Origin of the sequence: Paenibacillus sp. NPDC057886 (assembly GCF_042796655.1) — a bacterium.
Lineage (GTDB): Bacteria > Bacillota > Bacilli > Paenibacillales > Paenibacillaceae > Paenibacillus.
In genome coordinates this window covers 467,490-486,712 of the sequence record NZ_JBHVMZ010000004.1, presented here as the reverse complement: position 1 = coordinate 486,712, position 19,223 = coordinate 467,490, and the positions used below count along the sequence as shown (strand labels likewise).

Annotated in this window: 19 protein-coding genes and 1 other annotated feature; of the genes, 17 read left to right on the top strand and 2 right to left on the bottom strand. The window is 44.9% G+C overall.

Features of this window, described 5'->3' with window-relative positions; all coding sequences use genetic code 11:
- Positions 1-197 precede the first annotated feature (197 nt).
- The 7 genes from ACFVQB_RS16470 to ACFVQB_RS16440 all read left to right on the top strand — a co-directional run bounded on the left by ACFVQB_RS16470 (position 198) and on the right by ACFVQB_RS16440 (position 8,986).
- Positions 198-947, top strand: coding sequence for a pseudouridine synthase (locus ACFVQB_RS16470; protein ID WP_379440980.1), 750 nt, complete (start codon positions 198-200; stop codon positions 945-947).
- A 130-nt stretch (positions 948-1,077) separates the two neighbouring features.
- Entirely contained in the window at positions 1,078-1,605 is a 528-nt protein-coding gene (locus tag ACFVQB_RS16465) for a redoxin domain-containing protein (RefSeq protein WP_063568320.1), read from the top strand.
- A 14-nt stretch (positions 1,606-1,619) separates the two neighbouring features.
- The gene (gene resB / locus ACFVQB_RS16460; RefSeq protein WP_379440979.1) at positions 1,620-3,293 is read left to right on the top strand and encodes a cytochrome c biogenesis protein ResB; all 1,674 of its coding nucleotides are present in this window, start codon (positions 1,620-1,622) and stop codon (positions 3,291-3,293) included.
- The gene (gene ccsA, locus ACFVQB_RS16455; RefSeq protein ID WP_379440978.1) at positions 3,290-4,552 is read left to right on the top strand and encodes a cytochrome c biogenesis protein CcsA; all 1,263 of its coding nucleotides are present in this window, start codon (positions 3,290-3,292) and stop codon (positions 4,550-4,552) included. The genes resB and ccsA overlap by 4 nt, the downstream gene beginning before the upstream one ends.
- A 143-nt stretch (positions 4,553-4,695) precedes the next feature.
- The gene (locus tag ACFVQB_RS16450; RefSeq protein ID WP_017687664.1) at positions 4,696-5,412 is read left to right on the top strand and encodes a response regulator transcription factor; all 717 of its coding nucleotides are present in this window, start codon (positions 4,696-4,698) and stop codon (positions 5,410-5,412) included.
- Positions 5,381-6,865 (top strand): ATP-binding protein, encoded by a 1,485-nt coding sequence (locus ACFVQB_RS16445; RefSeq protein ID WP_379440977.1) that lies wholly within the window; start codon positions 5,381-5,383, stop codon positions 6,863-6,865. The genes ACFVQB_RS16450 and ACFVQB_RS16445 overlap by 32 nt, the downstream gene beginning before the upstream one ends.
- A gap of 195 nt (positions 6,866-7,060) precedes the next feature.
- The gene (locus ACFVQB_RS16440; protein ID WP_379440976.1) at positions 7,061-8,986 is read left to right on the top strand and encodes a BclA C-terminal domain-containing protein; all 1,926 of its coding nucleotides are present in this window, start codon (positions 7,061-7,063) and stop codon (positions 8,984-8,986) included.
- Positions 8,987-9,088: 102 nt separating this feature from the next.
- Here ACFVQB_RS16440 and serA read toward each other — a convergent pair whose 3' ends face one another.
- Positions 9,089-10,684 (bottom strand): phosphoglycerate dehydrogenase, encoded by a 1,596-nt coding sequence (gene serA, locus ACFVQB_RS16435; protein WP_379440975.1) that lies wholly within the window; start codon positions 10,682-10,684, stop codon positions 9,089-9,091.
- A 200-nt stretch (positions 10,685-10,884) separates the two neighbouring features.
- Positions 10,885-11,115, bottom strand: a binding site (T-box leader).
- A 346-nt stretch (positions 11,116-11,461) separates the two neighbouring features.
- Here serA and ACFVQB_RS16430 point away from each other — a divergent pair.
- The 3 genes from ACFVQB_RS16430 to ACFVQB_RS16420 are packed head-to-tail and all read left to right on the top strand — an operon-like array spanning position 11,462 to position 13,316.
- Positions 11,462-12,055 carry a CPBP family intramembrane glutamic endopeptidase gene (locus ACFVQB_RS16430; RefSeq protein WP_379440974.1) on the top strand — a complete coding sequence of 198 codons (594 nt, stop codon included), beginning with the start codon at positions 11,462-11,464 and terminating at the stop codon, positions 12,053-12,055.
- The gene (locus tag ACFVQB_RS16425) at positions 12,052-12,504 is read left to right on the top strand and encodes a hypothetical protein (protein WP_379440973.1); all 453 of its coding nucleotides are present in this window, start codon (positions 12,052-12,054) and stop codon (positions 12,502-12,504) included. Before ACFVQB_RS16430 ends, ACFVQB_RS16425 begins: the two co-directional genes overlap by 4 nt.
- On the top strand, positions 12,492-13,316 hold the full coding sequence (locus tag ACFVQB_RS16420; RefSeq protein WP_379440972.1) for a metallophosphoesterase: 825 nt from the start codon (positions 12,492-12,494) through the stop codon (positions 13,314-13,316). The genes ACFVQB_RS16425 and ACFVQB_RS16420 overlap by 13 nt, the downstream gene beginning before the upstream one ends.
- Positions 13,317-13,418: 102 nt before the next feature.
- Here ACFVQB_RS16420 and ACFVQB_RS16415 read toward each other — a convergent pair whose 3' ends face one another.
- Positions 13,419-14,354 carry a polysaccharide deacetylase family protein gene (locus tag ACFVQB_RS16415; protein WP_379440971.1) on the bottom strand — a complete coding sequence of 312 codons (936 nt, stop codon included), beginning with the start codon at positions 14,352-14,354 and terminating at the stop codon, positions 13,419-13,421.
- Positions 14,355-14,448: 94 nt separating this feature from the next.
- On the opposite strand from ACFVQB_RS16415, the gene ACFVQB_RS16410 reads away from it, so the two are divergent.
- From ACFVQB_RS16410 to ACFVQB_RS16380, 7 genes are all read left to right on the top strand, one after another.
- Positions 14,449-14,805 (top strand): hypothetical protein, encoded by a 357-nt coding sequence (locus ACFVQB_RS16410; RefSeq protein WP_379440970.1) that lies wholly within the window; start codon positions 14,449-14,451, stop codon positions 14,803-14,805.
- A 187-nt stretch (positions 14,806-14,992) separates the two neighbouring features.
- Positions 14,993-15,607 carry a genetic competence negative regulator gene (locus ACFVQB_RS16405; protein ID WP_379440969.1) on the top strand — a complete coding sequence of 205 codons (615 nt, stop codon included), beginning with the start codon at positions 14,993-14,995 and terminating at the stop codon, positions 15,605-15,607.
- Positions 15,608-15,650: 43 nt separating this feature from the next.
- A complete protein-coding gene (gene prsW / locus ACFVQB_RS16400; RefSeq protein WP_379440968.1) occupies positions 15,651-16,346 on the top strand; it encodes a glutamic-type intramembrane protease PrsW in 696 nt (231 codons plus the stop codon).
- Between the two features lie 118 nt (positions 16,347-16,464).
- Complete coding sequence (locus ACFVQB_RS16395; protein WP_167666101.1) at positions 16,465-16,635, top strand: hypothetical protein; 171 nt, start codon at positions 16,465-16,467, stop codon at positions 16,633-16,635.
- 122 nt (positions 16,636-16,757) lie between these two features.
- Positions 16,758-18,104, top strand: coding sequence for a germination protein YpeB (ypeB, locus tag ACFVQB_RS16390; protein ID WP_379440967.1), 1,347 nt, complete (start codon positions 16,758-16,760; stop codon positions 18,102-18,104).
- A 154-nt stretch (positions 18,105-18,258) separates the two neighbouring features.
- On the top strand, positions 18,259-18,912 hold the full coding sequence (locus ACFVQB_RS16385) for a flagellar brake protein (protein WP_379440966.1): 654 nt from the start codon (positions 18,259-18,261) through the stop codon (positions 18,910-18,912).
- A gap of 69 nt (positions 18,913-18,981) precedes the next feature.
- A complete protein-coding gene (locus tag ACFVQB_RS16380; protein ID WP_379440965.1) occupies positions 18,982-19,197 on the top strand; it encodes a hypothetical protein in 216 nt (71 codons plus the stop codon).
- Positions 19,198-19,223 lie beyond the last annotated feature (26 nt).

Here is a 19,223-nt window from a genome sequence, read left to right as displayed (position 1 = left end):
ATATGGTTGAAATTGAACGGCTCACCTTAACGCTACTGTCGCATACAGGCAGTGAGAGGGTGAGCTTTTTTGGCTTAAATTCATAGCTAAATGCAGCTCAAAAGGAGTTTACAACCTCTGCGTTAACTAAATCGATGGATTATCCTTGTGATTTCCGGCCTTGATGGGTATCATTAGTGTGAGGTGACATGACAAACATGGAAAGATTACAAAAAATTATCGCACAGGCAGGCATTGCATCCCGCCGCAAGAGCGAGGAACTGATCCTGTCCGGCAAAGTAGAAGTTAACGGGGAGGTCGTAACCGAACTGGGTACGAAAGCGAACCCCGAAGAGGATATGATTACGGTTAATGGTAAACCGATCCGCAGTGAAAAGAAAGTGTACATGATGTTGAACAAACCGAAAGGTGTTATCACAAGTGCTTCAGACCCGGAAGGTCGGAAAATTGTATCCGACTATCTTAAAGGTGTCAAAGAACGTGTGTATCCCGTTGGTCGTCTGGATTATGACACAGAAGGCTTGCTCATTTTGACCAATGATGGGGAATTTGCTCATTTGCTGACGCATCCGAAGCATCACGTACCGAAGACGTATCTGGCAACCGTTAAAGGGGTTCCACATGGTACTGCCCTGGAGAAATTAAAGACAGGCATTATGCTGGATGACGGTATGACAGCTCCTGCAGAGGTTGAGTATAAGGATGTCGACACGGCAGCGAATGAAGCTGTAATCTCCATCACGATTTACGAAGGGCGTAACCGTCAGGTTAGACGTATGTTCGAAGCGATTAACCATCCGGTAACACGTCTGAAACGGATCTCGTTTGGTGGTATTTTGCTTCAGAACCTGAAACGCGGACTCACACGTAATCTAACCAAAGAAGAAGTTAACAACCTGATTACACTCGCAAAATCAGAACCCGCCAAAAAAATGAAAAAAAGGTAATGTGAGGACACATAATTTTCATAAAAGCGCCGCAGTTTTGTGACGAAATTCGCTATAATTGTTCATAGGATGTTCACAGTTGTCCGAGACCGTTAATGCGAATGCTAGTCACTTAAAAGGGGAGCAGCACATGGGGAAATCAAGAAGAGCGGTGCAAATCGTCATTTTGTTATTGATCCTGGTGTTGGGCGGATATGCGATTACTACATCGGTATCCGGCTCGAATGGCAAGCCAAAAGAAGGGGACAAGGCTCCTTCTTTTGAACTGCTGGGCCTGGATGGACAAGTTCATACGTCTGAGGAGTACAAAGGCAAAGCCATGGTAATCAACTTCTGGGGAACATGGTGTGAGCCTTGTGTCAAAGAGATGCCTGCGCTACAAGCGCAAGCGGACAAATGGAAGGACCAGGGTGTGCAATTTGTTGGTATCAATGTTGGGGAAGACCAGATGACCGTGGAAAATTTTGTTCGACAGGTGGGCGTTACGTTTCCGATTATGCTCGACCGTGACAAAAACTCGATCCGGGATTTTGGCATATCTCCGATGCCAACGACATTTTTTGTCTCCGACACGGGTAAAATCTCCACCATTCATATCGGTCAACTTGATTTGGACACACTTGACGCTCAAATTTCACAACTGGCGAAACAGCCCTGACAGGAGGTCTAGTCGTGTTCCAAAATACGAAGTGTGAGTGCGGACACCAGAATCCGGTGGGCACTGTGCTGTGTGAAGCATGCGGCAAGCCGCTGCTGGAGGCCGAGGTCAAATCGGATGAAGTATTGGAAATGCGTTATGATGGCATGGCTCGTCGTTCGCAGCGTAATAATCCTAAAATTATTGATCGCATATGGAACTTTTTCTCATCGGTCAAAATTGCTGTTTACATGATTGTGTTTACGCTAGTAGGTTCCATGCTGGGCACGATCTATCCACAAGAAAGTACATTTCTGAATATTGATCCATCCGTATATTACAAGGACACATACGGTCAGTTGGGTCATATCTATTATCTGCTGGGTCTGTCCCATACATACGAATCCTGGTGGTTTATTTTGTTACTGGTGCTGATCGGTGCTTCATTGGTCATATGCAGTCTAGACCGGGTACTTCCACTATACAAAGCGCTGAATAAACAGAAAATACGCAAACACATGCAGTTTCTTACACGTCAGCGACTGGTGTACCAAGGCTCCATAGATGAGGCATCAGAAGACTGGATTAAGAAAGCGGTTACGCCGCTTAAAAAGAAAGGTTATCGTGTGCATACCGAGGGTACTGCATTGCTGGCTGAGAAACAGCGATTCAGTCGCTGGGGTCCTTATGTTATCCATATCGGATTGATTATCTTTCTGCTGGCGGTACTTGCCCGAGGACTTCCCGGGCTGAATCTGGATGAGCACGTGGCTTTTCCCGAAGGTGAGATCAAGAAAATACCGAATACCTCCATGTATTTAAAGAATGAACAGTTTAATGTTGAATTTTACAGTGAGGATGAGGTGCCGGAACAATTCCGTAATTTGAACAAAACCGTTCCAAAACTGTTTGAAACCAAAGTGGTATTGTACGAATGTACAGCAGATTGCTCGGATCCTTCGAAAAAACCTCAATTGTCCGAGGTGGACCGACATGATGTTCGAGTGAACCATCCACTGAATTACAACGGATTGAAAGCATATCAATTTGATTATGATCTGACGCCAACGATTCGTTCTGTAACTCCTGATTTGGTCAATGCTCAGACGGGTGAGAAGTATGGAGCAATCCAAATTGCTATGGTGGATACGCAGCGAACGTTTGAAGCTGGACCCTATAATCTGACTGTAAAAGAAAAATATATGGATTTTGGGCTGGATGAAAATGGAGAGCCCAAATCAAAGACCCCTTCGCCTAATGCGCCTGCCTTTCTATTTAACATTAAGGGGCCTGATTTACCTGAAGAGGGAATGCAGTACTTGTATTTTGCGAAGCAGATAGATAAACAGCGTTTTCAGCAGGACGCAATTAACAAACAGCTGAATGGAGGAGAAATTCCTTTGCAGCTAGAGGTTGACAGCATGGATAAGGTTGACATCATTCAATCCGTGAGTTACCTCAATATCCGTATTGATAAGGCCATGCCTTTTGTGTGGGTTGGGGCAGGAATCGTAATGTTGGGTCTGGTTATGGGCTTTTACTGGCACCATCGACGTATTTGGATTCGGATTGATGATGAACAGCTTACCCTAGGCGGCCATACCAACAAAAACTGGTTTGGATTCAGGCGTGAGGTTGCAGCCGTGTTAAAACATATGAATGTGGAAGTGGATGAGAAGTCGTTGGATAACGGGGGGAACCAAACATGAGTTTATTGGATTTCAGCAGCGACGCATTTATCGTATCTTTTTTTCTATATTGTGCTGCATTTATGTTATATGGCGTTGCCGTCATGGGCAAGAAATGGAGTAATCGTGACCCGCAAGCTCATGTAGAACGATGGGGAAAGCGAGCCTTTATTGCATCAACTGTTGCACTAGCTGCACATCTTATCTTCTTTGGTACTCGCTGGGCTGGAGCAGGCCATATACCAGTAAGTAATATGTATGAGTTTATGAGTTTTCTATCCATGATGATTATGGTGGCATTTATCGTAGTTTACGCAATATATCGTAAGTCGTTGCTAGGACTATTTGCATTGCCACTAACCATCATTATTATGGCATATGCAGCCGTATTTCCTCAGGAAGTACAGCCATTGATCCCTGCTTTGCAATCGATATGGCTCAAGATCCACGTGACGTTGGCTGCACTTGGCGAGGCATTCTTCGCCGTAGGCTTTGCGGCCGGATTCATGTACTTGTTACGCACAGTCGATTTCAGCGGCAAGGACAAGTCATCCAGACGCCAGCGCGGATGGGTTGAGTTTACATTAATCACCATCGTCGTTGTCGTTGGGTTTATCGGGTCGGTATTTGCTTTCCGTGCATCCGGATATGAGGCGGTTTTTGTTCAGGAAACCACTAGCATTGACACAGAGGTACAGGAAAATAGTACAATAGAGAAAGTGATTTATCGCATGCCTCCTATTTTTGCACCTTATAATAGCGAAGTGGAGAGCATAAAACCGTTTCTTGGCATGAAGGAACCTTTGCTTGAGACACCTTCCTGGATGAACGGAGTTAATGCTGGACGTAAACTGAATACGGTAATCTGGTCTTTGATTGTAGGGCTGATCTTATATGGACTTATTCGTTTAATTGTAAGAAGACCGCTTGGACAAGCTCTGCAACCGATGCTGGATGGCATTGATGCCGACGATCTGGATGAGATTAGTTATCGAGCAATCGCTATCGGATTCCCGATATTTACATTGGGAGCATTAATTTTCGCTATGATCTGGGCACAGATTGCCTGGAGCCGCTTCTGGGGATGGGACCCCAAAGAGGTGTGGGCACTGATAACATGGTTATATTATAGTGTGTACCTGCATTTGCGTTTGTCCAGAGGCTGGCAGGGCCGCAAGTCTGCCTGGCTTGCAGTACTTGGATTTTTGGTCGTTATGTTTACGCTCGTTGGTGTGAATTTGATCATCGCCGGGTTGCATTCTTACGCAGGGGCAGACTAGGATAGGTAGTTTCGTGAAGTTCCCGAGAGAGATCCATGAAACACATACGTAAGCCCCTGCGTCCAATGGGGCATTCAAATATTGTTCGCCAGATCGAACATAATAGAAGTGATGAGGAGTTATTGCAAAGGGGCTGGAGTGGAATGGCTGAACATGAGAACCGTATACTAGTTGTGGATGACGAGGAAAGAATCCGACGGCTTTTGAAAATGTATCTCGAAAAAGAAGGTTATGAAATCGATGAAGCAGAGGATGGGGAAACTGCGCTGCGAAAAGCAACTGCAGGTGACTACGGTCTGATTTTGCTTGATGTGATGTTGCCGGGCATGGACGGCGTTGAAGTATGTACCCGTTTGCGTCAGGTTAAATCAACTCCGGTTTTGATGCTTACTGCAAAAGGCGAAGAAATTAACCGCGTTCAGGGCTTTGAAGTTGGAGCAGATGACTATGTCGTTAAACCGTTCAGTCCACGTGAAGTGATTTACCGGGTGAAGGCGATTCTGCGTCGTTCTTCTGCGACAGCTTATCTGTCCAAGGAGAGTAATTCAAGCAACAATATCGTATTTCCTCATCTGGTTATTGAACATGATGCTCACCGTGTAACCGCAGGTGGGGAAGAGATCAGTCTAACACCGAAAGAATATGAACTGTTGCATTATCTCGCGACATCTCCAGATAAAGTTTTCTCCAGAGAAGAGCTGCTGAAGGATGTATGGAACTATGAATTCTTTGGTGATCTTCGTACTGTGGATACGCATGTGAAGCGTCTTCGCGAGAAGTTAAACAAGGTTTCGCCAGAATCAGCGGCGATGATTACGACGGTGTGGGGTGTGGGTTATAAACTGGAAGTACCGAAGTAGTTTTAGTTTCTGGAGATCGCTGGTCGGGAAGTTATGGATTACGATTATTTGCCTTGTGGGCTGTGTACTCATAGCATTGGGTCTTTTTTTGCTGCCGTATATTGATACGAATTTTGCGGAGTCTGAGTCGAGAGATATCAAACGTTTGTTCACGTATGTTTGTATTATCGGCTTCAGCTTGACGACCTTTTTTGCGCTGTTTCTTTTTACGAAAATTACGCAGCCAATGCAGCAGTTAATTCAGGCAGCCAATGCGATTCGGAAAGGAAACTACGGTACGCGTCTCTCCCTTGTAACGAGCGATGAGATTGGAGAATTAGGTAATACATTTAACCATATGGCTGCACAACTGGAAGATAACATTCGCAACCTTAACCATGAGAAAGAACATTTAGCGAGCGTGCTCCGAAGCATGACCGATGCGGTAGTTACATTCGACGGTGAGGGGAAAGTTATTTTGACGAACCCCCCTGGAGAGAAAATCATGCAGGCTTGGTGTGATTTGGACTGGGCACAAATGGGCGAGGGACAGGATTCGGAGAATTCTGTGAGTTCTTCACGAGATGTGCCGGAACCACTCGTTCCTTTGTTCAAAATGGTGATGGAGCAAGGTGGCGATCAGAACTCTAATGTGCATGTGCAGCAGGGAGTCTGGTCTGTTCAGATGGCGCCTTTGTACGCAGATAGTGTCGTACGGGGCGCTGTTGCTGTGCTTCGTGACGTAACGGAGGAAGTGCGACTGGAGAAAATGCGTCGTGATTTTGTCGCAAACGTATCTCACGAAATACGTACTCCGCTATCCATGATGCAAGGGTATAGTGAAGCTCTTTTGGATGGGATGGCGGCTTCTCCAGAAGAAAGTGAAGAATTAATTCAAGTGATTCATGATGAGTCTTTGCGTATGGGCAGATTGGTTAAAGATCTGCTTGATCTTGCCCGAATGGAAGCGGGTCATACGGATATGGCCGTGAAGGAAGTGGATCTCGTTGAACTACTGGAACGAGTATACAGAAAGTTCTCGGTACGTTCTAAAGAACAGGGCATCCACCTTCGGTTTGAGTGCAGACAGACTTCGATTGAACTCCACCAGGCCGATGAGGATCGACTTGAACAGGTATTTACAAATTTGCTGGATAATGCGTTTCGGCATACACCATCAGACAAAAATGTTGTCATATCGGCAGAGCTGGTAACCGATATCCGGACACCTGTAGCTAAAGTGACTGTAAAAGATGAGGGCGTAGGCATTCCGTCTTCTGATTTGCCATTTATCTTTGAACGATTCTACAAAGCAGATAAGGCTCGCGTTCGGGGTGAAAGTGTCGGTACAGGACTGGGGCTCGCAATTGTAAAAAATATTATTGATGCCCATCATGGTACCATTTTCGTTAATAGTGTACTAGGCGAAGGCACAGAGTTTATTTTACAATTTCCTGTGGATTCTTCGAAATAGCCCGATTTCATACAAAAAGTGCGAAAGCACCCTCATGCTGAGGGTGCTTTTTTGTTGAACAGTACCGTTTAATCTTGTTCAACGTGGAACAGTATGTTCACATTTTTTGTATCAAAAAATGTGTCCAAGATAATTTTGCGTCCTATGTAACATAAGCTTGAAAAACAGGGATGTAAAAGGAGGATTGGATCACGAATGTCTGAGAGAAAATGGGTCAATATTAAGGCTTTTCTGGAAGGAAGATCTTTTCGAGCGGGATCACCGTTTATTCCAATAACATCGAGTGAAGTTGAGCAGTTTGAATCGATTTTGAAAGCACTGGCAGTGACTATTCCTGCGGCTGTCAGTCAGCCTACAGCGTCTAATATTGTCGCGTTGCAAAACAGTTTACGGAGTTTGCTCACCTTTGTTAATACCTCTGGTTTCCGAGCTGGGGTGAAAGCGGAGTTGCAATCCGTCTTGGAACTCACCATAGCAGGTTCTGAAGTCGTGCCTGTAGCCGTCATCAATCTGGCTGGCAACTTGCAAAATTTGCTCGATGATTTATTAAGTGTGACGTTGCTTCTGGAAGTTCCGCCTGCCGAAAAAGACAAACTGGTCGGATTGATTCGGTCCATATCCGTATCATTGAGTCGTGCAACCAGTTCATTTGGTACATCGGGAACCCCAGGCCCTCCAGGTCCCCCGGGAGTACCAGGGGTTCCGGGTGTTCCCGGTGTGCCAGGGCCTGCTGGGCCAGGTGGAGTACTCGGCCCTGTAGGTCCCGTTGGTCCTGTGGGGCCAGTAGGGCCAGTAGGGCCTCAGGGAGTACAAGGTCCAGCAGGTGCACCTGGAGCTGGACTCAACGACATTACAGCGTATGATCAAGCTCTCGGACCGTCATATGCTCAAGGTCAGGTCGTTACTTATAATGGGAGCCTTTACGTTGCTAATATGAATGCCCCTACTGGTGAACCCGGCAGTTCTCCAGACTATACTTTGTTATTGTCAGGTGGAACAACCGGAGCAATAGGGATAGGTTTAACGGGATTTATTACGTTCGATCCGGTGCTTGCACCAGATTATCCAGCAGGTCAAATTGTAACATTTGGTGGATGTACATATATTACTAATGTGGCTTCGCCAACCGGAAAACCGGGTAATTCATCGGATTATAATTTGCTGGCAACAGGTGTGGGTCTCGGTGGCTCTGTTCCGTTTGATCCAGCAGTGGCACCAACGTATCCAGCGGGTCAGGTGGTGACTTTTGACGGAAGTACGTATATTGCGAATGTAGCTTCACCGACTGGAACCCCAGGTACATCACCAGACTACACCTTGCTTGCAGGTGCAGGCGTTACCGGTGCAACAGGAGCAACGGGAGTAGGTGTAACCGGCACAACAGGGGATACAGGAGCCACAGGAGCAACAGGCGCAGGATTGACCGGAGTTGTCCCATTCGATCCCGCGGTAGCTCCAACTTACCCAGCGGGTCAGGTGGTAACGTTCGACGGCAGTACGTATATCGCAAATGTGGCATCGCCAACAGGAACACTAGGCACGTCCCCGGATTATACCTTGCTTGCTGGGGCGGGAGCTACCGGTGCGACAGGACCAATTGGGGTTACCGGAGATACAGGAGCTGCGGGAGTAACTGGAGCTACGGGTGTCAGTGTAACGGGAAGTACAGGCGCAACAGGGAATACAGGGGTTACCGGAGCCACAGGTGCCACAGGGACCTCTGTAACATCTAATTCGGCCTACGGTGAGAACACAAGTGGTACCATTCTTGTAATTTTGGGTGGAACACTAATTCCATTACCAAACAACCAAAATATAGGAACTGGCATAACCATCAATGGGACGAATGACACCTTCACTCTTGCCAATGCAGGGCGTTACTATATCTCTTATAAAATAAATTTGACAGCCGCACTTGCAATCCAATCCCGTATTTTACTTAACGGGACAGCAATTCCAGCGAGTGTTGTATTACCCGCACTCTCTCTAAGTCAGTTGCAATCTGACTTTATTGTGACGGTTACTGCTGGATCTACAATCCAGTTCCAATTATTTGGGCTTGTTGGAACTGCTATTCTTTCTCCTCCGGGCGCTACAATGAACATCATTCAATTAAGCTAATGTCATGAAACACAGCTATAAAAGGGAATTTGAGTTTACAAAAAAGAGACGAACCCGATAAGGGTTCGCCTCTTTTTGTCTTACAAGTGAATGGTCTAGCAATTAGTTCAAAATGATTTCAACGGCTGTATTTATTTCCTGAAGAGCTGCAAGTTGCACAAGCACATCTTTTGGAACTTCTTTGTCTACAGTAAGAATCATGATAGCTGCCCCACCAATGATTTTACGTCCGACCTGCATGGAGGCAATGTTAACTTCGTTCTCTCCAAGCAAAGTTCCAACACGTCCGATAATACCCGGTTTATCATTATGCGAAATCAGAATTTGGTGACTTTCCGGAGCAATATCCACTGGGAATTTGTCAAGACGCACGATCCGCTCTCCGTAACCGGCAAGCAGTGTACCCGCAACACGACGCTCTTCGCCATCCTGTGTCGTCACAAGTGTGACGGTAATCAGGTTTGTAAATCCTTTAGTGGCTGATGTTTGGCTAACCACCACGTTGAGATCCCGTACTTTAGCCAAATGCATGGAGTTGACAATATTGGCTTCTCCGCCTAAATGTCTTGCCAGAATACCTTTTACAATGTAACGAGTCAAAGGAGAAGTATCCACTTCAGACAGATCTCCAGCATAGTCGATCCGAATTTCCTGAACCGCATTTTGAGTGATCTGAGCTGCAAAGCTACCCAGTGTTTCACCCAGTTTAAAGTACGGCTGCAGTTTGTTCATTACAGTTGGGGCTACAGCAGGCATGTTAACTGCGTTTTTGAACGGTTCATTGCGCAGGATATGCAGGACTTGCTCGGATACGTCGATCGCTACATTTTCTTGTGCTTCTACAGTGGATGCACCGAGATGAGGCGTTACAATAATGCTAGGATGATTCAGGAACGGGTGATCAGCAGCGGGTGGCTCGCTCTCGAATACGTCAAATGCTGCACCAGCAACGATACCTTCATCGATTGCTTCTACAAGTGCCATTTCGTCAACGACTCCACCGCGGGCACAGTTGATAATACGCATGCCTTTTTTCATCACTTCGAATTGTGGACGGGAAATCATATGGCTTGTCTCAGGTGTTAATGGTGTGTGAACGGTCATGAAGTCAGCATTGCGAATGATATCATCCACACTAGCCAGCTTAACTTGAAGTTTCTCTGCACGATCTTGAGTGAGGAACGGGTCATAAGCTAGAATATCCATTCCGAACGCTTTGGCACGTTTAGCTACTTCGCTACCAATCCGTCCCATACCGAGCACACCCAGCGTTTTATTTCTTAACTCCACACCCAGGAAGGTTTTACGATCCCAAGTACCTTGTATGGTTTTGGCATATGCCTGAGGAATATGTCGTGCCAGTGCCATCATCATGGCAAATGTATGTTCACATGTCGTAATCGTGTTACCGTCAGGGGCGTTAATAACAATGATACCGCGTTGGGTGGCAGCTTCCAAATCAATGTTATCTACACCTACGCCAGCACGTCCGATGACTTTAAGGTTTGTACCTGCCGTCATAATACGATCCGTTACACGAGTCTGACTTCGAACCAGAAGGGCATCATAATCGCCGATAATTGCAACAAGCTCATCTTCGCTAAGACCTGTTTTCTTCTCAACTACAACATCATTTGCATCCACCAGTTGCTGAATTCCTAGATCACTAATGGGGTCCGACACTAACACTTTGTACATGGTTTCTTCCTCCTTAGGTATGTGTATCTATATCGTCAAGGTCTCACCTCACGAAAGAGGCATTCCTTAAAACCGTTGGAACTCTTCCTCCCAACAACGCGGTGTCGCAGCAGAGGAGGAGGGTGTAACAAATAGGGCGATTTCCACGTCTGTACTCTAAAATAAATCAAAAAACTCTCAATCCACATACTGCTTGCGCAATAAGGGACGAGAGTTGTCGTGGTACCACCCTAATTCACCGCCGTTTCGCAACGACAGTCTTAGCGGTCAATGAAGACCGAAGAGGATAACGGGTCTAAACCGATTGCACCTACTAAAATTTCAATGCAATAACTCAGGAGCGCTCAAGATCATCTGCCTGCCACCGATTTACACCATCCATCGGCTCTCTGTAAGACAAAGCAACGTCTTTTTTCCATCATCGTGTTTAACGTGACTAATTTTTTCATAATGTATCATGGCTGACATGAGCATGTCAATAGGCTTAAATGTTTTAATTCGATTTATGAATGTCATTTTCTTCTGTGGAGGAGAAGGCGTACAGCTGTTAAGGATTTACTTCCTTGATCGATTAAAATGGCTCGATTACAAGCTGTTTTATGAATCGGATTTTAATGCATTAATGAACTAATTCATTGGATATGACTTCGCTGAAAAACCGGGACTTGGGGCAGGCCTTGAACCTATTTGGTTTTTTGGCTATCATTTAGTATACTATCCGATTGGACAACGAACATGTTATCCATCAAATATAAGTCAAGAGGACAGACACAGGCGATGAAAAAATTAAAGTTTCCCAAGTTCAAGATTCAGAAGGCTGAACCACAGCAGCTTACCGAGCGTTTGCTTCTGATCAATCTATACTTTACACAAGGGTTAACTTTGATCATTGGGGTTGTATGGATTTTATTGCAGAAGAGAAATCTTTTGGATGTACTTGTGTGGCCTGACAGTTACCAGTTTATATGGTGGGGGCTTGGTCTTGCTGGCATTATGCTTGTTATGGACTTGGTTCTTTCTTATGTTATTCCTCAAGAAAGCATGGACGATGGGGGAATTAACGAGATGCTGTTTCGAAAGCGTCCAATCTGGCACATTGTTTGCATAGCAGCCATCGTTGCTGTTTGTGAAGAATTATTATTTCGTGGAGCCATACAGTATGCGTTAGGTCCTTACTGGACAAGTATTTTGTTTGCGGTCATCCATATACGCTATTTGCGGCACTGGATTCCGACTGGTTGGGTATTTGTCTCGAGCTATGGATTGGGTTGGATTTATATGCAATCCGGCACATTATGGGCGCCTATATTATGTCATTTTATTATTGATTTGGTGTCTGGATTAGCGATACGTTTTCGGAGGGGATCATGAATCAGCAATTAAGTAGAATGAAGACATACGGCAGTCAGCGCCATCGTCACTCGGATAAGACAGAGACATCTGAGCGTCCTGAAGCTTCTCAAGTAAATCTGGTTGTTGAACCAGCTGCTGCCTCAGAGGTGGGAGGACTCACACCAATTACCTCTGTCTCCATACCAAGATCACAACGCAAGTCTTATACATCATCGCTGGAGAGTCCGGTACTTCCCCGGCGGGCGCCAGCACGTGCCAATAAAGCACAAATGCCATCAGAAGAAGCCGTTTCCGAAGCGGGTACACTTCCTACCCGGACTGAGCTTCATCCTTCTCGCCGTTTGCGTCTCAGTAAACGATTTGTTAATTCGCTCATTTTTATATTTGTTTTGCTCACAATCAGTCTGGTTTGGTGGGGGATAAAAGGGGCGCCTTCTTTGGATACTTTCCTTCCATGGCCATGGTGATACTGGCGTGGATCGTTGCCGTTATTTTGGCCGGGATTGCGTTACTGGTTCATATGTGGCGAGAGGCACATCTTCATCACATTGTTTCAGAAGAGGTTGAAGTTCCGAATTTGCCCTCTTCTTTTGATGGCAGCAAAATTCTGTATTTATCTGATATCCATAAACGCAAGCTAAAAAAGAATGATCTGGAACATCTTCGTAATCAAGTGGACTGGGTTATTATTGGGGGAGATGTGGCGGAAAAAGGAATTTCATGGCCCATCGTCAGACATAATATGAGCTTGTTATCTTATATTGCACCTGTTTTTACAGTGTATGGGAACCATGATAAAAGAGCAGGAACTGTGCATCTCGAACGTATATTTCGAGATACGGGCGTTCAACTCTTACAGGATTCTACCGCTTACCTTCGTAAAGGCAAAAGCAAACTGTGTCTGGTCGGAGTTGATTATCGTTCACGGCGAGGGGATTCACTGCTTGCAGAATTGGACACCAAAGATTGCAAGATTGCCATCGTCCACGATCCCTTAGAGGCTCTTCACTTGAATGAACCTGTTGATCTGATATTGAGTGGTCACACCCACGGTGGACAATTGGTATTTCCGGGCTTCGGCCCCGTCTTTCTTAACAAAGCGTACCGCTCCGTGTCTAGCGGCTGGTTCTCTTTGAAAAAGGATGGTAATGATACCGAGCAAGAAGGCAAAATACTGGTTAGCAAAGGATACGGAACAAATCATTTGCCGTTCAGACTTTGTTGTCCCGCAGAAATGCATATCATTACTTTGCGAATGCTCTCAAACAAACAGCCTTGATCCGCATGGGATCAAGGCTGTTTGTTTTAACTTTGTAGATTGCTTCATATCCATTCCAATTGATCATTGAGATTAGGCCGAGGGGTGGCCGAAAATCACAGCTCAGCGTGCTTCCAGTTCAATGGAGCGAGGATTGACAAATGTGTAGCCTTTTTGTTCAAGTTTGGTTAGCAACTCATCCAATGCTTCAACCGTCCATGGCAACTCATGCATCAGAATATTACTGCCGGGATTTAATTGATCCATCACATTCTGGATGACTTTATCCGGTTTGTTTTTGGTACTCTTATCCCAATCCAGTGATCCATTGGACCATGTCATATATAACATGCCGTTTTTCTTGACTGTGGCCTTTAGTGCATCATTTCCAGAACCGAACGGTGGGCGGAAGAACTGAGGTTCCACGCCAATCGTTTCTTTCACAATATTTTGCACATCGGTTACCTGTTTGGCGGCTGCCGTGGTGGACATTTTTTTCAGATCTTCATGATCCCACGCATGATTTCCTACAATCTGCCCACGTTCATGAATGATCTCGAGCAACTCGGGATGACTTTTCACACGATATCCGTTAACAAAAAATATCGCCTTCGCGTCATGTTTATCCAATGTGTCGATTAATCCGTTAATCATTTTTTCTTCTTTGGGCCCATCATCAAATGTCAATAATACAACTTTGCTTTCGCTCGTTTTATCGTTTGGTTTGATGTAGTAATTGGCGTTCATATAATACGTTTTTTTAATATTAACTTCGGCTGCTTGAGAACCGGGAGTGTTATCAGTTTCTTCTTTTTCTGTCGAAGATGTTTCGTCATCACCTGGTGATTCTTGATTAGAATTGGAGTCCGTTGAGGACGGGGAATCCGTGGTTGGCGTTTCGCCTGTGCCAGTGGCAGCTGGCTCGTTCTGCTGCTCCTGCGTTGAAGTAACCGATCCATTGCTGGACTTCGTGGATTCAGGTGTTGTTTCGTCCGTGGTTCCACAAGCTGTCAACAGCATGCACGAGATCATAATTAAGGCGGTGGTGTGTCTAATCATGATATCAACTCGCTTTCCTGTATTTATGCGGAATGAGATGACGCACTCCCGCAAACACTAGTTGTGATTTTAACATTAAAAGGAGGTTGGTGTAATGAAGGCGTCATCCTTTTTCTGGGGTATTGTAATTGGCGTAGCAGCCAGTTCTTGGCTGTCCAAAGGTAAAATGTCAATGCTGTCTTCCGGTTCATCCCGCAACATGATGAATCAGGCCAAACACAAAATGATGGAGATGACGTTTCCAGGCATGGACGGATTCAGCTCCAAGCCAAACGAACAGAGCGGAGATTCCCACAAAAGCACGCATAAAAAAAGTGCAAAGCAGATCACTCCGCAGGAAAAAGAAGAGAACATGAACATGCTCAAAGATTTTATTCGCACCAATCCGGATGTTAAACATGAAGTTGAGCAAATTTTAACTCAAACAAACACAACAGTACCGGGTTTATAAACACAAACTCCCCATTAGAATCATCCACAGTCCTGTTTTGATGTGGAATGATTCTTTTTTTGTCGATTTTACTTCGTGCATTTGCAGGTATAAAATGATAACATAACTACATAGATTTATTTTCAGCACATATTGTTTTGTGCTTCATAATCTGTTATAAGACTTGCTTATAAAGGGGAGATCCTGTATGAAAATAGAACGATTAAGTCACGATAAGATACGGATTTTCCTGACCTTTGACGATCTGAGCGAGCGCGGAATACAAAAAGAAGATATGTGGCAGGAAATACCTAAAGTTCATGAACTGTTCACTGAAATGATGGACCAGGCCTATTCCGAACTTGGATTTGATGCTACAGGTCCACTTGCTGTCGAAGTATTCGCACTTCCCGCTCAAGGGATGGTTGTCATTGTCACCCGGGGGAAATATGATCCGCAACAATATGGTTCAGGTAATGAGGATGATTTGCCTGAAGAAGTATATGAGATGGAAGTTACACTTGAGCAAAGCGATTCCATCGTCTATGCATTCAAAGATTTTGAAGTGCTAATTGAGGCTGCACATATGTTGCGTCAGCACGTAACGGATGCTGGAAGACTTTATTCCTATAAAGACAAATGGTTTTTGCATTTTGAACCGGATGATTTGGATTCCACCAAACATGCAGCATTGATTGCGTTGCTTGCTGAATTCGGTGAAGGATCTTCCGTTACCCCTGCCGTCATGGAAGAGTACGGAAAGGTTGTTATGCCTGAGCAAGCGATTGAGGTTATCTGCACCCACTTCAAGCGTCAGGAGTAAGCTCTAGTTGTAATCGCGTCTTTAGTCAGAGGAGGGAATTTCGGTGCTTTTGTTTTCGGTTTTAGCGGCAGCAGTAGCTCCGGGTCTCGCCTTGTTAACATATTTTTATCTGAAAGACCGTTATGACTCTGAACCTCTTCACATGGTATTTCGAGTCTTTCTCATGGGGATTCTGATGGTATTGCCTGTGATGATTATTCAGCGTGGCATGATGATCTGGCTTGGAGATAATCCTTATGTTGAAGCCATCCTGATTTCAGGTGGGGTTGAAGAATTCGTTAAATGGTTTGTGATATACCATATTATCTATAACCATACCGAATTTGATGAGCCTTATGATGGGATTCTATACTCCGTTGCTGTTTCACTCGGATTTGCTACGGTTGAGAATGTGTTGTATGCCTTTGCGGGGAATGCTTCCGTCTCAACCATGTTCATTCGTGCATTGCTTCCTGTATCGGGTCACGCCATGTTTGCAGTAATTATGGGTTATTACATGGGGCGGGCCAAGTTCTCGGATGGCAAGAAAAAACGTTGGTTTCTTATGCTCTCACTTGTTTTGCCGTTCTTCTGGCATGCACTTTACGATGTCATTATGAATACCATGGTGAATCATTGGTTATGGTTCATTGCACCGTTGATGGCGGGATTATGGTACGGTGCGATGGGCAAGATTACAAGGGCCAACAATCGTTCTCCTTTTCGTTTTGTGAAGCGTGAGGAAGAGATTAAATTATAAAAATACGGACACACTGGTGGACATGGAGCGCAACCTGCGCCTGATGCCCCGGTGTGTTTTTTGTTGCAATAAAATAAAAATTCCCGGGGAAAGACAAATAGAAACGGGGATAAGCGTGATGAGAATCAAAATTAAAATCAGATGCAAACAATGTGGAGAACGTTTTACGCTGCGAGGCAAGAAGGAACGAGGAAGAATTGAGACCGGTTTTAAACAGTGTTTGTGTGATAACCGGGATCAGTTCGAAATTGAGGAAGATGGCGGCACAACCTGGGTGCAATTGAATTAAACAAACGGTTTGGGAGCATGCGGGATAAGCCCGTCATTGGACAGACTGGAAATCGCATGCATAAGAGGTCTTTCTTCGATCCACAATAGAGGTAGTGGCTTAGAAGAAAGGAGACTCTACCGATGTATAAACGTTTAAGTTCAGTTATGTTTCCGATATTTGCAGTTCTGCTAATCGGTGCTCTCGTATGGGGATACCAAGAGAACCAGGAGAAAAATGCAATCCTGATCAAGGCAGAGAATCAATATCAGCGTGCATTTCACGATTTATCTTTTCATATGGACAAATTGCACTCGGAGATTGGGAATACACTGGCAGTCCATGCCACGTCCCAAGGGATGCATCGCAAAGGTCTGATGAATGTATGGAGACTTACCAGTGCAGCGCAGAATGAAATTAACCAATTGCCGCTTACGATGCTGCCCTTCAATGAAACGGAGGATTTTCTCTCCCGCATCTCCAACTTTGCTTATCAGGCATCCATGCGTGATCTGACGAACGAACCTCTAAGTGAAAAGGAAATGGGCAATCTGAAAAAGCTGTATCAAAATTCATCCGAGATTACCAAAAATCTGCAGGATGTACAGCAGAAAGTCATTTCCGACCGTTTACGCTGGATGGATGCCGAGTCGGCTATGGCAACGGAAGAGCAAACGATGGACAATACCATCGTGGATGGATTCCGGACAGTCAACAAAAAGGTACAGGAATACCCTGAACTTGACTGGGGTCCTTCAGTCTCCAGCATTTATGCCAAACGTTCGGTGAAGAAGCTGGATGGCTTACCTATGACCAAAGAGCAAATCCAAAGTAAAGCTGCAAAGTTTTCCGATGCCGAACACGGAAAGATCCAAATACAGGAAAATGGTAAAGGTACAGATTGGGAATCGTACACAGCCACAATTGATCAATCCAAAGACAGTAAATTGAGTATGGACTTCACCCGTAATGGCGGTCTGCTCATCTCTTACAGTGACACTCGCCCAATCGGGACGAAGAAAGTAACACGTAAGGAAGCCATGTCAAAAGCGGATCGATTCCTTTCCAATAAGGGTTACAAAGATATGAAGGCGGTCAATTATGACGAGTTTGGCAATCTCGGTAACCTGACTTATGTGCGCAAACAAGGTGATACACTGATTTATCCAGAAAAAATGTCTGTTCGGGTTGGCCTTGATAATGGGGATGTTACAGGCTTCCAGGCAAGTGATTTTGTATATGAGCATCAGAAGAAGCGGGAGATTCCAAAAGCTGCGCTCACTGTTGAACAGGCCCGCAAAAAGCTGAATCCGGAATTCAAGGAGAGCTATGCTCGCAAATCACTCATTAAGAATGATTACAGCAAAGAAGTTCTTTGTTACGAATTCGGTGGACGCATTAATGGTACAAAATATAAAATTTACATCAACGCCGATACAGGTATGGAGGAATCAGTTGAGGAGATCAAACCGGTGAATGAGACCACATAACATCAAGAAGCCGGCAGCCTGATAAAATGCAAACAGAATATTGAGCAGACCACGTCGTGGTCTGTTTTTTGTTGTCCGCTATGAGAAAGGTCATGGTATAATAGTCCTTGTACATATGATACGAAGATAAAAAGCTAAGGTGGCGGTGGACAGCTTGTTTCCCAAAATAAATGAAGTTTTATACATTCAGATTGCCTCTGCTGATGAAAAAGAGGAAAGCAAAGAATATAAATCACGCATAGCGGACGTGGATGACAATAGTTTCCTGATCGAAGTTCCGATGCAACAGGGAAGCAGCCGGTTAAAAAGGTTGTTTTTTGGTGAGGAATTGTCCATTTCTTATATTACGGAAGACGGGGTTCGTCATTATTTCAACACGTATGTGACCGGATTTGAAGAAGATGTAGTTCGGCTTGTACGGATTCGCAAGCCATTGCCGGACGACATTACCAAAATCCAGCGTCGCAGTTTTCTGCGTGTTCATGCAAACCTTGAAATGGCCATCCAGGGTGAGGATCTGACCCGAGCAGTGGGCTTGACTGAAGATATTGGCGGCGGGGGATTGTCCATTTATGGTGAACCTAGTTTTGCTATTGTTGAAGGACAGAAGCTGAAATGCTGGTTGCTTATTCCTTATCGGAATGCAGCGATTGAACATGCGAATTTTGAAGCTGAAGTGGTACGGATCAAAACACTCGAAACAGGCAGACAGCTGTGCATGTTAAAGTTCGTACAGATTACGGATTCGGAACGGCAGAAGATCATCAAGTTTTGTTTTGAACGGCAATTGGATTATCGAACGAAATAAAAATGGTGATTTTCTGGGATAAAAAGGGACAGCACTGGGCACTGTAATGGAAAAACGGAGGTTCAGGTTGTGAACAATCGCCATGCATCCCGCAGATACGAGCGCCTATATTATGTTTTATCCAAGCGAATGGAAAGAAGGGCTCTGACCCTGATTACAGCTCTTCTTATTCTGCTTGTGATCTATCAGTTATTACTTCTTGTGCCTGATATGAAAAAGAATATGACCTCCATTGATCGTCTGGAAGGAACACCAATTCAGATGCAAACGGTACACGAACAATAGCATCACTGATTTGTCTGTTTTTGCAT

What these genes read in the sequence shown, in the direction of transcription:
- ACFVQB_RS16430 (WP_379440974.1), top strand. Translation starts at nt 11,462, where the DNA reads ATGAAAAAATTAAAGTTTCCCAAGTTCAAGATTCAGAAGGCTGAACCA.
- ACFVQB_RS16465 (WP_063568320.1), top strand. Translation starts at nt 1,078, where the DNA reads ATGGGGAAATCAAGAAGAGCGGTGCAAATCGTCATTTTGTTATTGATC.
- ccsA (WP_379440978.1), top strand. Translation starts at nt 3,290, where the DNA reads ATGAGTTTATTGGATTTCAGCAGCGACGCATTTATCGTATCTTTTTTT.
- ypeB (WP_379440967.1), top strand. Translation starts at nt 16,758, where the DNA reads ATGTATAAACGTTTAAGTTCAGTTATGTTTCCGATATTTGCAGTTCTG.
- serA (WP_379440975.1), bottom strand. Translation starts at nt 10,684, where the DNA reads ATGTACAAAGTGTTAGTGTCGGACCCCATTAGTGATCTAGGAATTCAG.
- ACFVQB_RS16440 (WP_379440976.1), top strand. Translation starts at nt 7,061, where the DNA reads ATGTCTGAGAGAAAATGGGTCAATATTAAGGCTTTTCTGGAAGGAAGA.
- ACFVQB_RS16410 (WP_379440970.1), top strand. Translation starts at nt 14,449, where the DNA reads ATGAAGGCGTCATCCTTTTTCTGGGGTATTGTAATTGGCGTAGCAGCC.
- ACFVQB_RS16425 (WP_379440973.1), top strand. Translation starts at nt 12,052, where the DNA reads ATGAATCAGCAATTAAGTAGAATGAAGACATACGGCAGTCAGCGCCAT.
- ACFVQB_RS16470 (WP_379440980.1), top strand. Translation starts at nt 198, where the DNA reads ATGGAAAGATTACAAAAAATTATCGCACAGGCAGGCATTGCATCCCGC.
- ACFVQB_RS16395 (WP_167666101.1), top strand. Translation starts at nt 16,465, where the DNA reads ATGAGAATCAAAATTAAAATCAGATGCAAACAATGTGGAGAACGTTTT.
- ACFVQB_RS16415 (WP_379440971.1), bottom strand. Translation starts at nt 14,354, where the DNA reads ATGATTAGACACACCACCGCCTTAATTATGATCTCGTGCATGCTGTTG.
- ACFVQB_RS16405 (WP_379440969.1), top strand. Translation starts at nt 14,993, where the DNA reads ATGAAAATAGAACGATTAAGTCACGATAAGATACGGATTTTCCTGACC.
- ACFVQB_RS16420 (WP_379440972.1), top strand. Translation starts at nt 12,492, where the DNA reads ATGGCCATGGTGATACTGGCGTGGATCGTTGCCGTTATTTTGGCCGGG.
- ACFVQB_RS16450 (WP_017687664.1), top strand. Translation starts at nt 4,696, where the DNA reads ATGGCTGAACATGAGAACCGTATACTAGTTGTGGATGACGAGGAAAGA.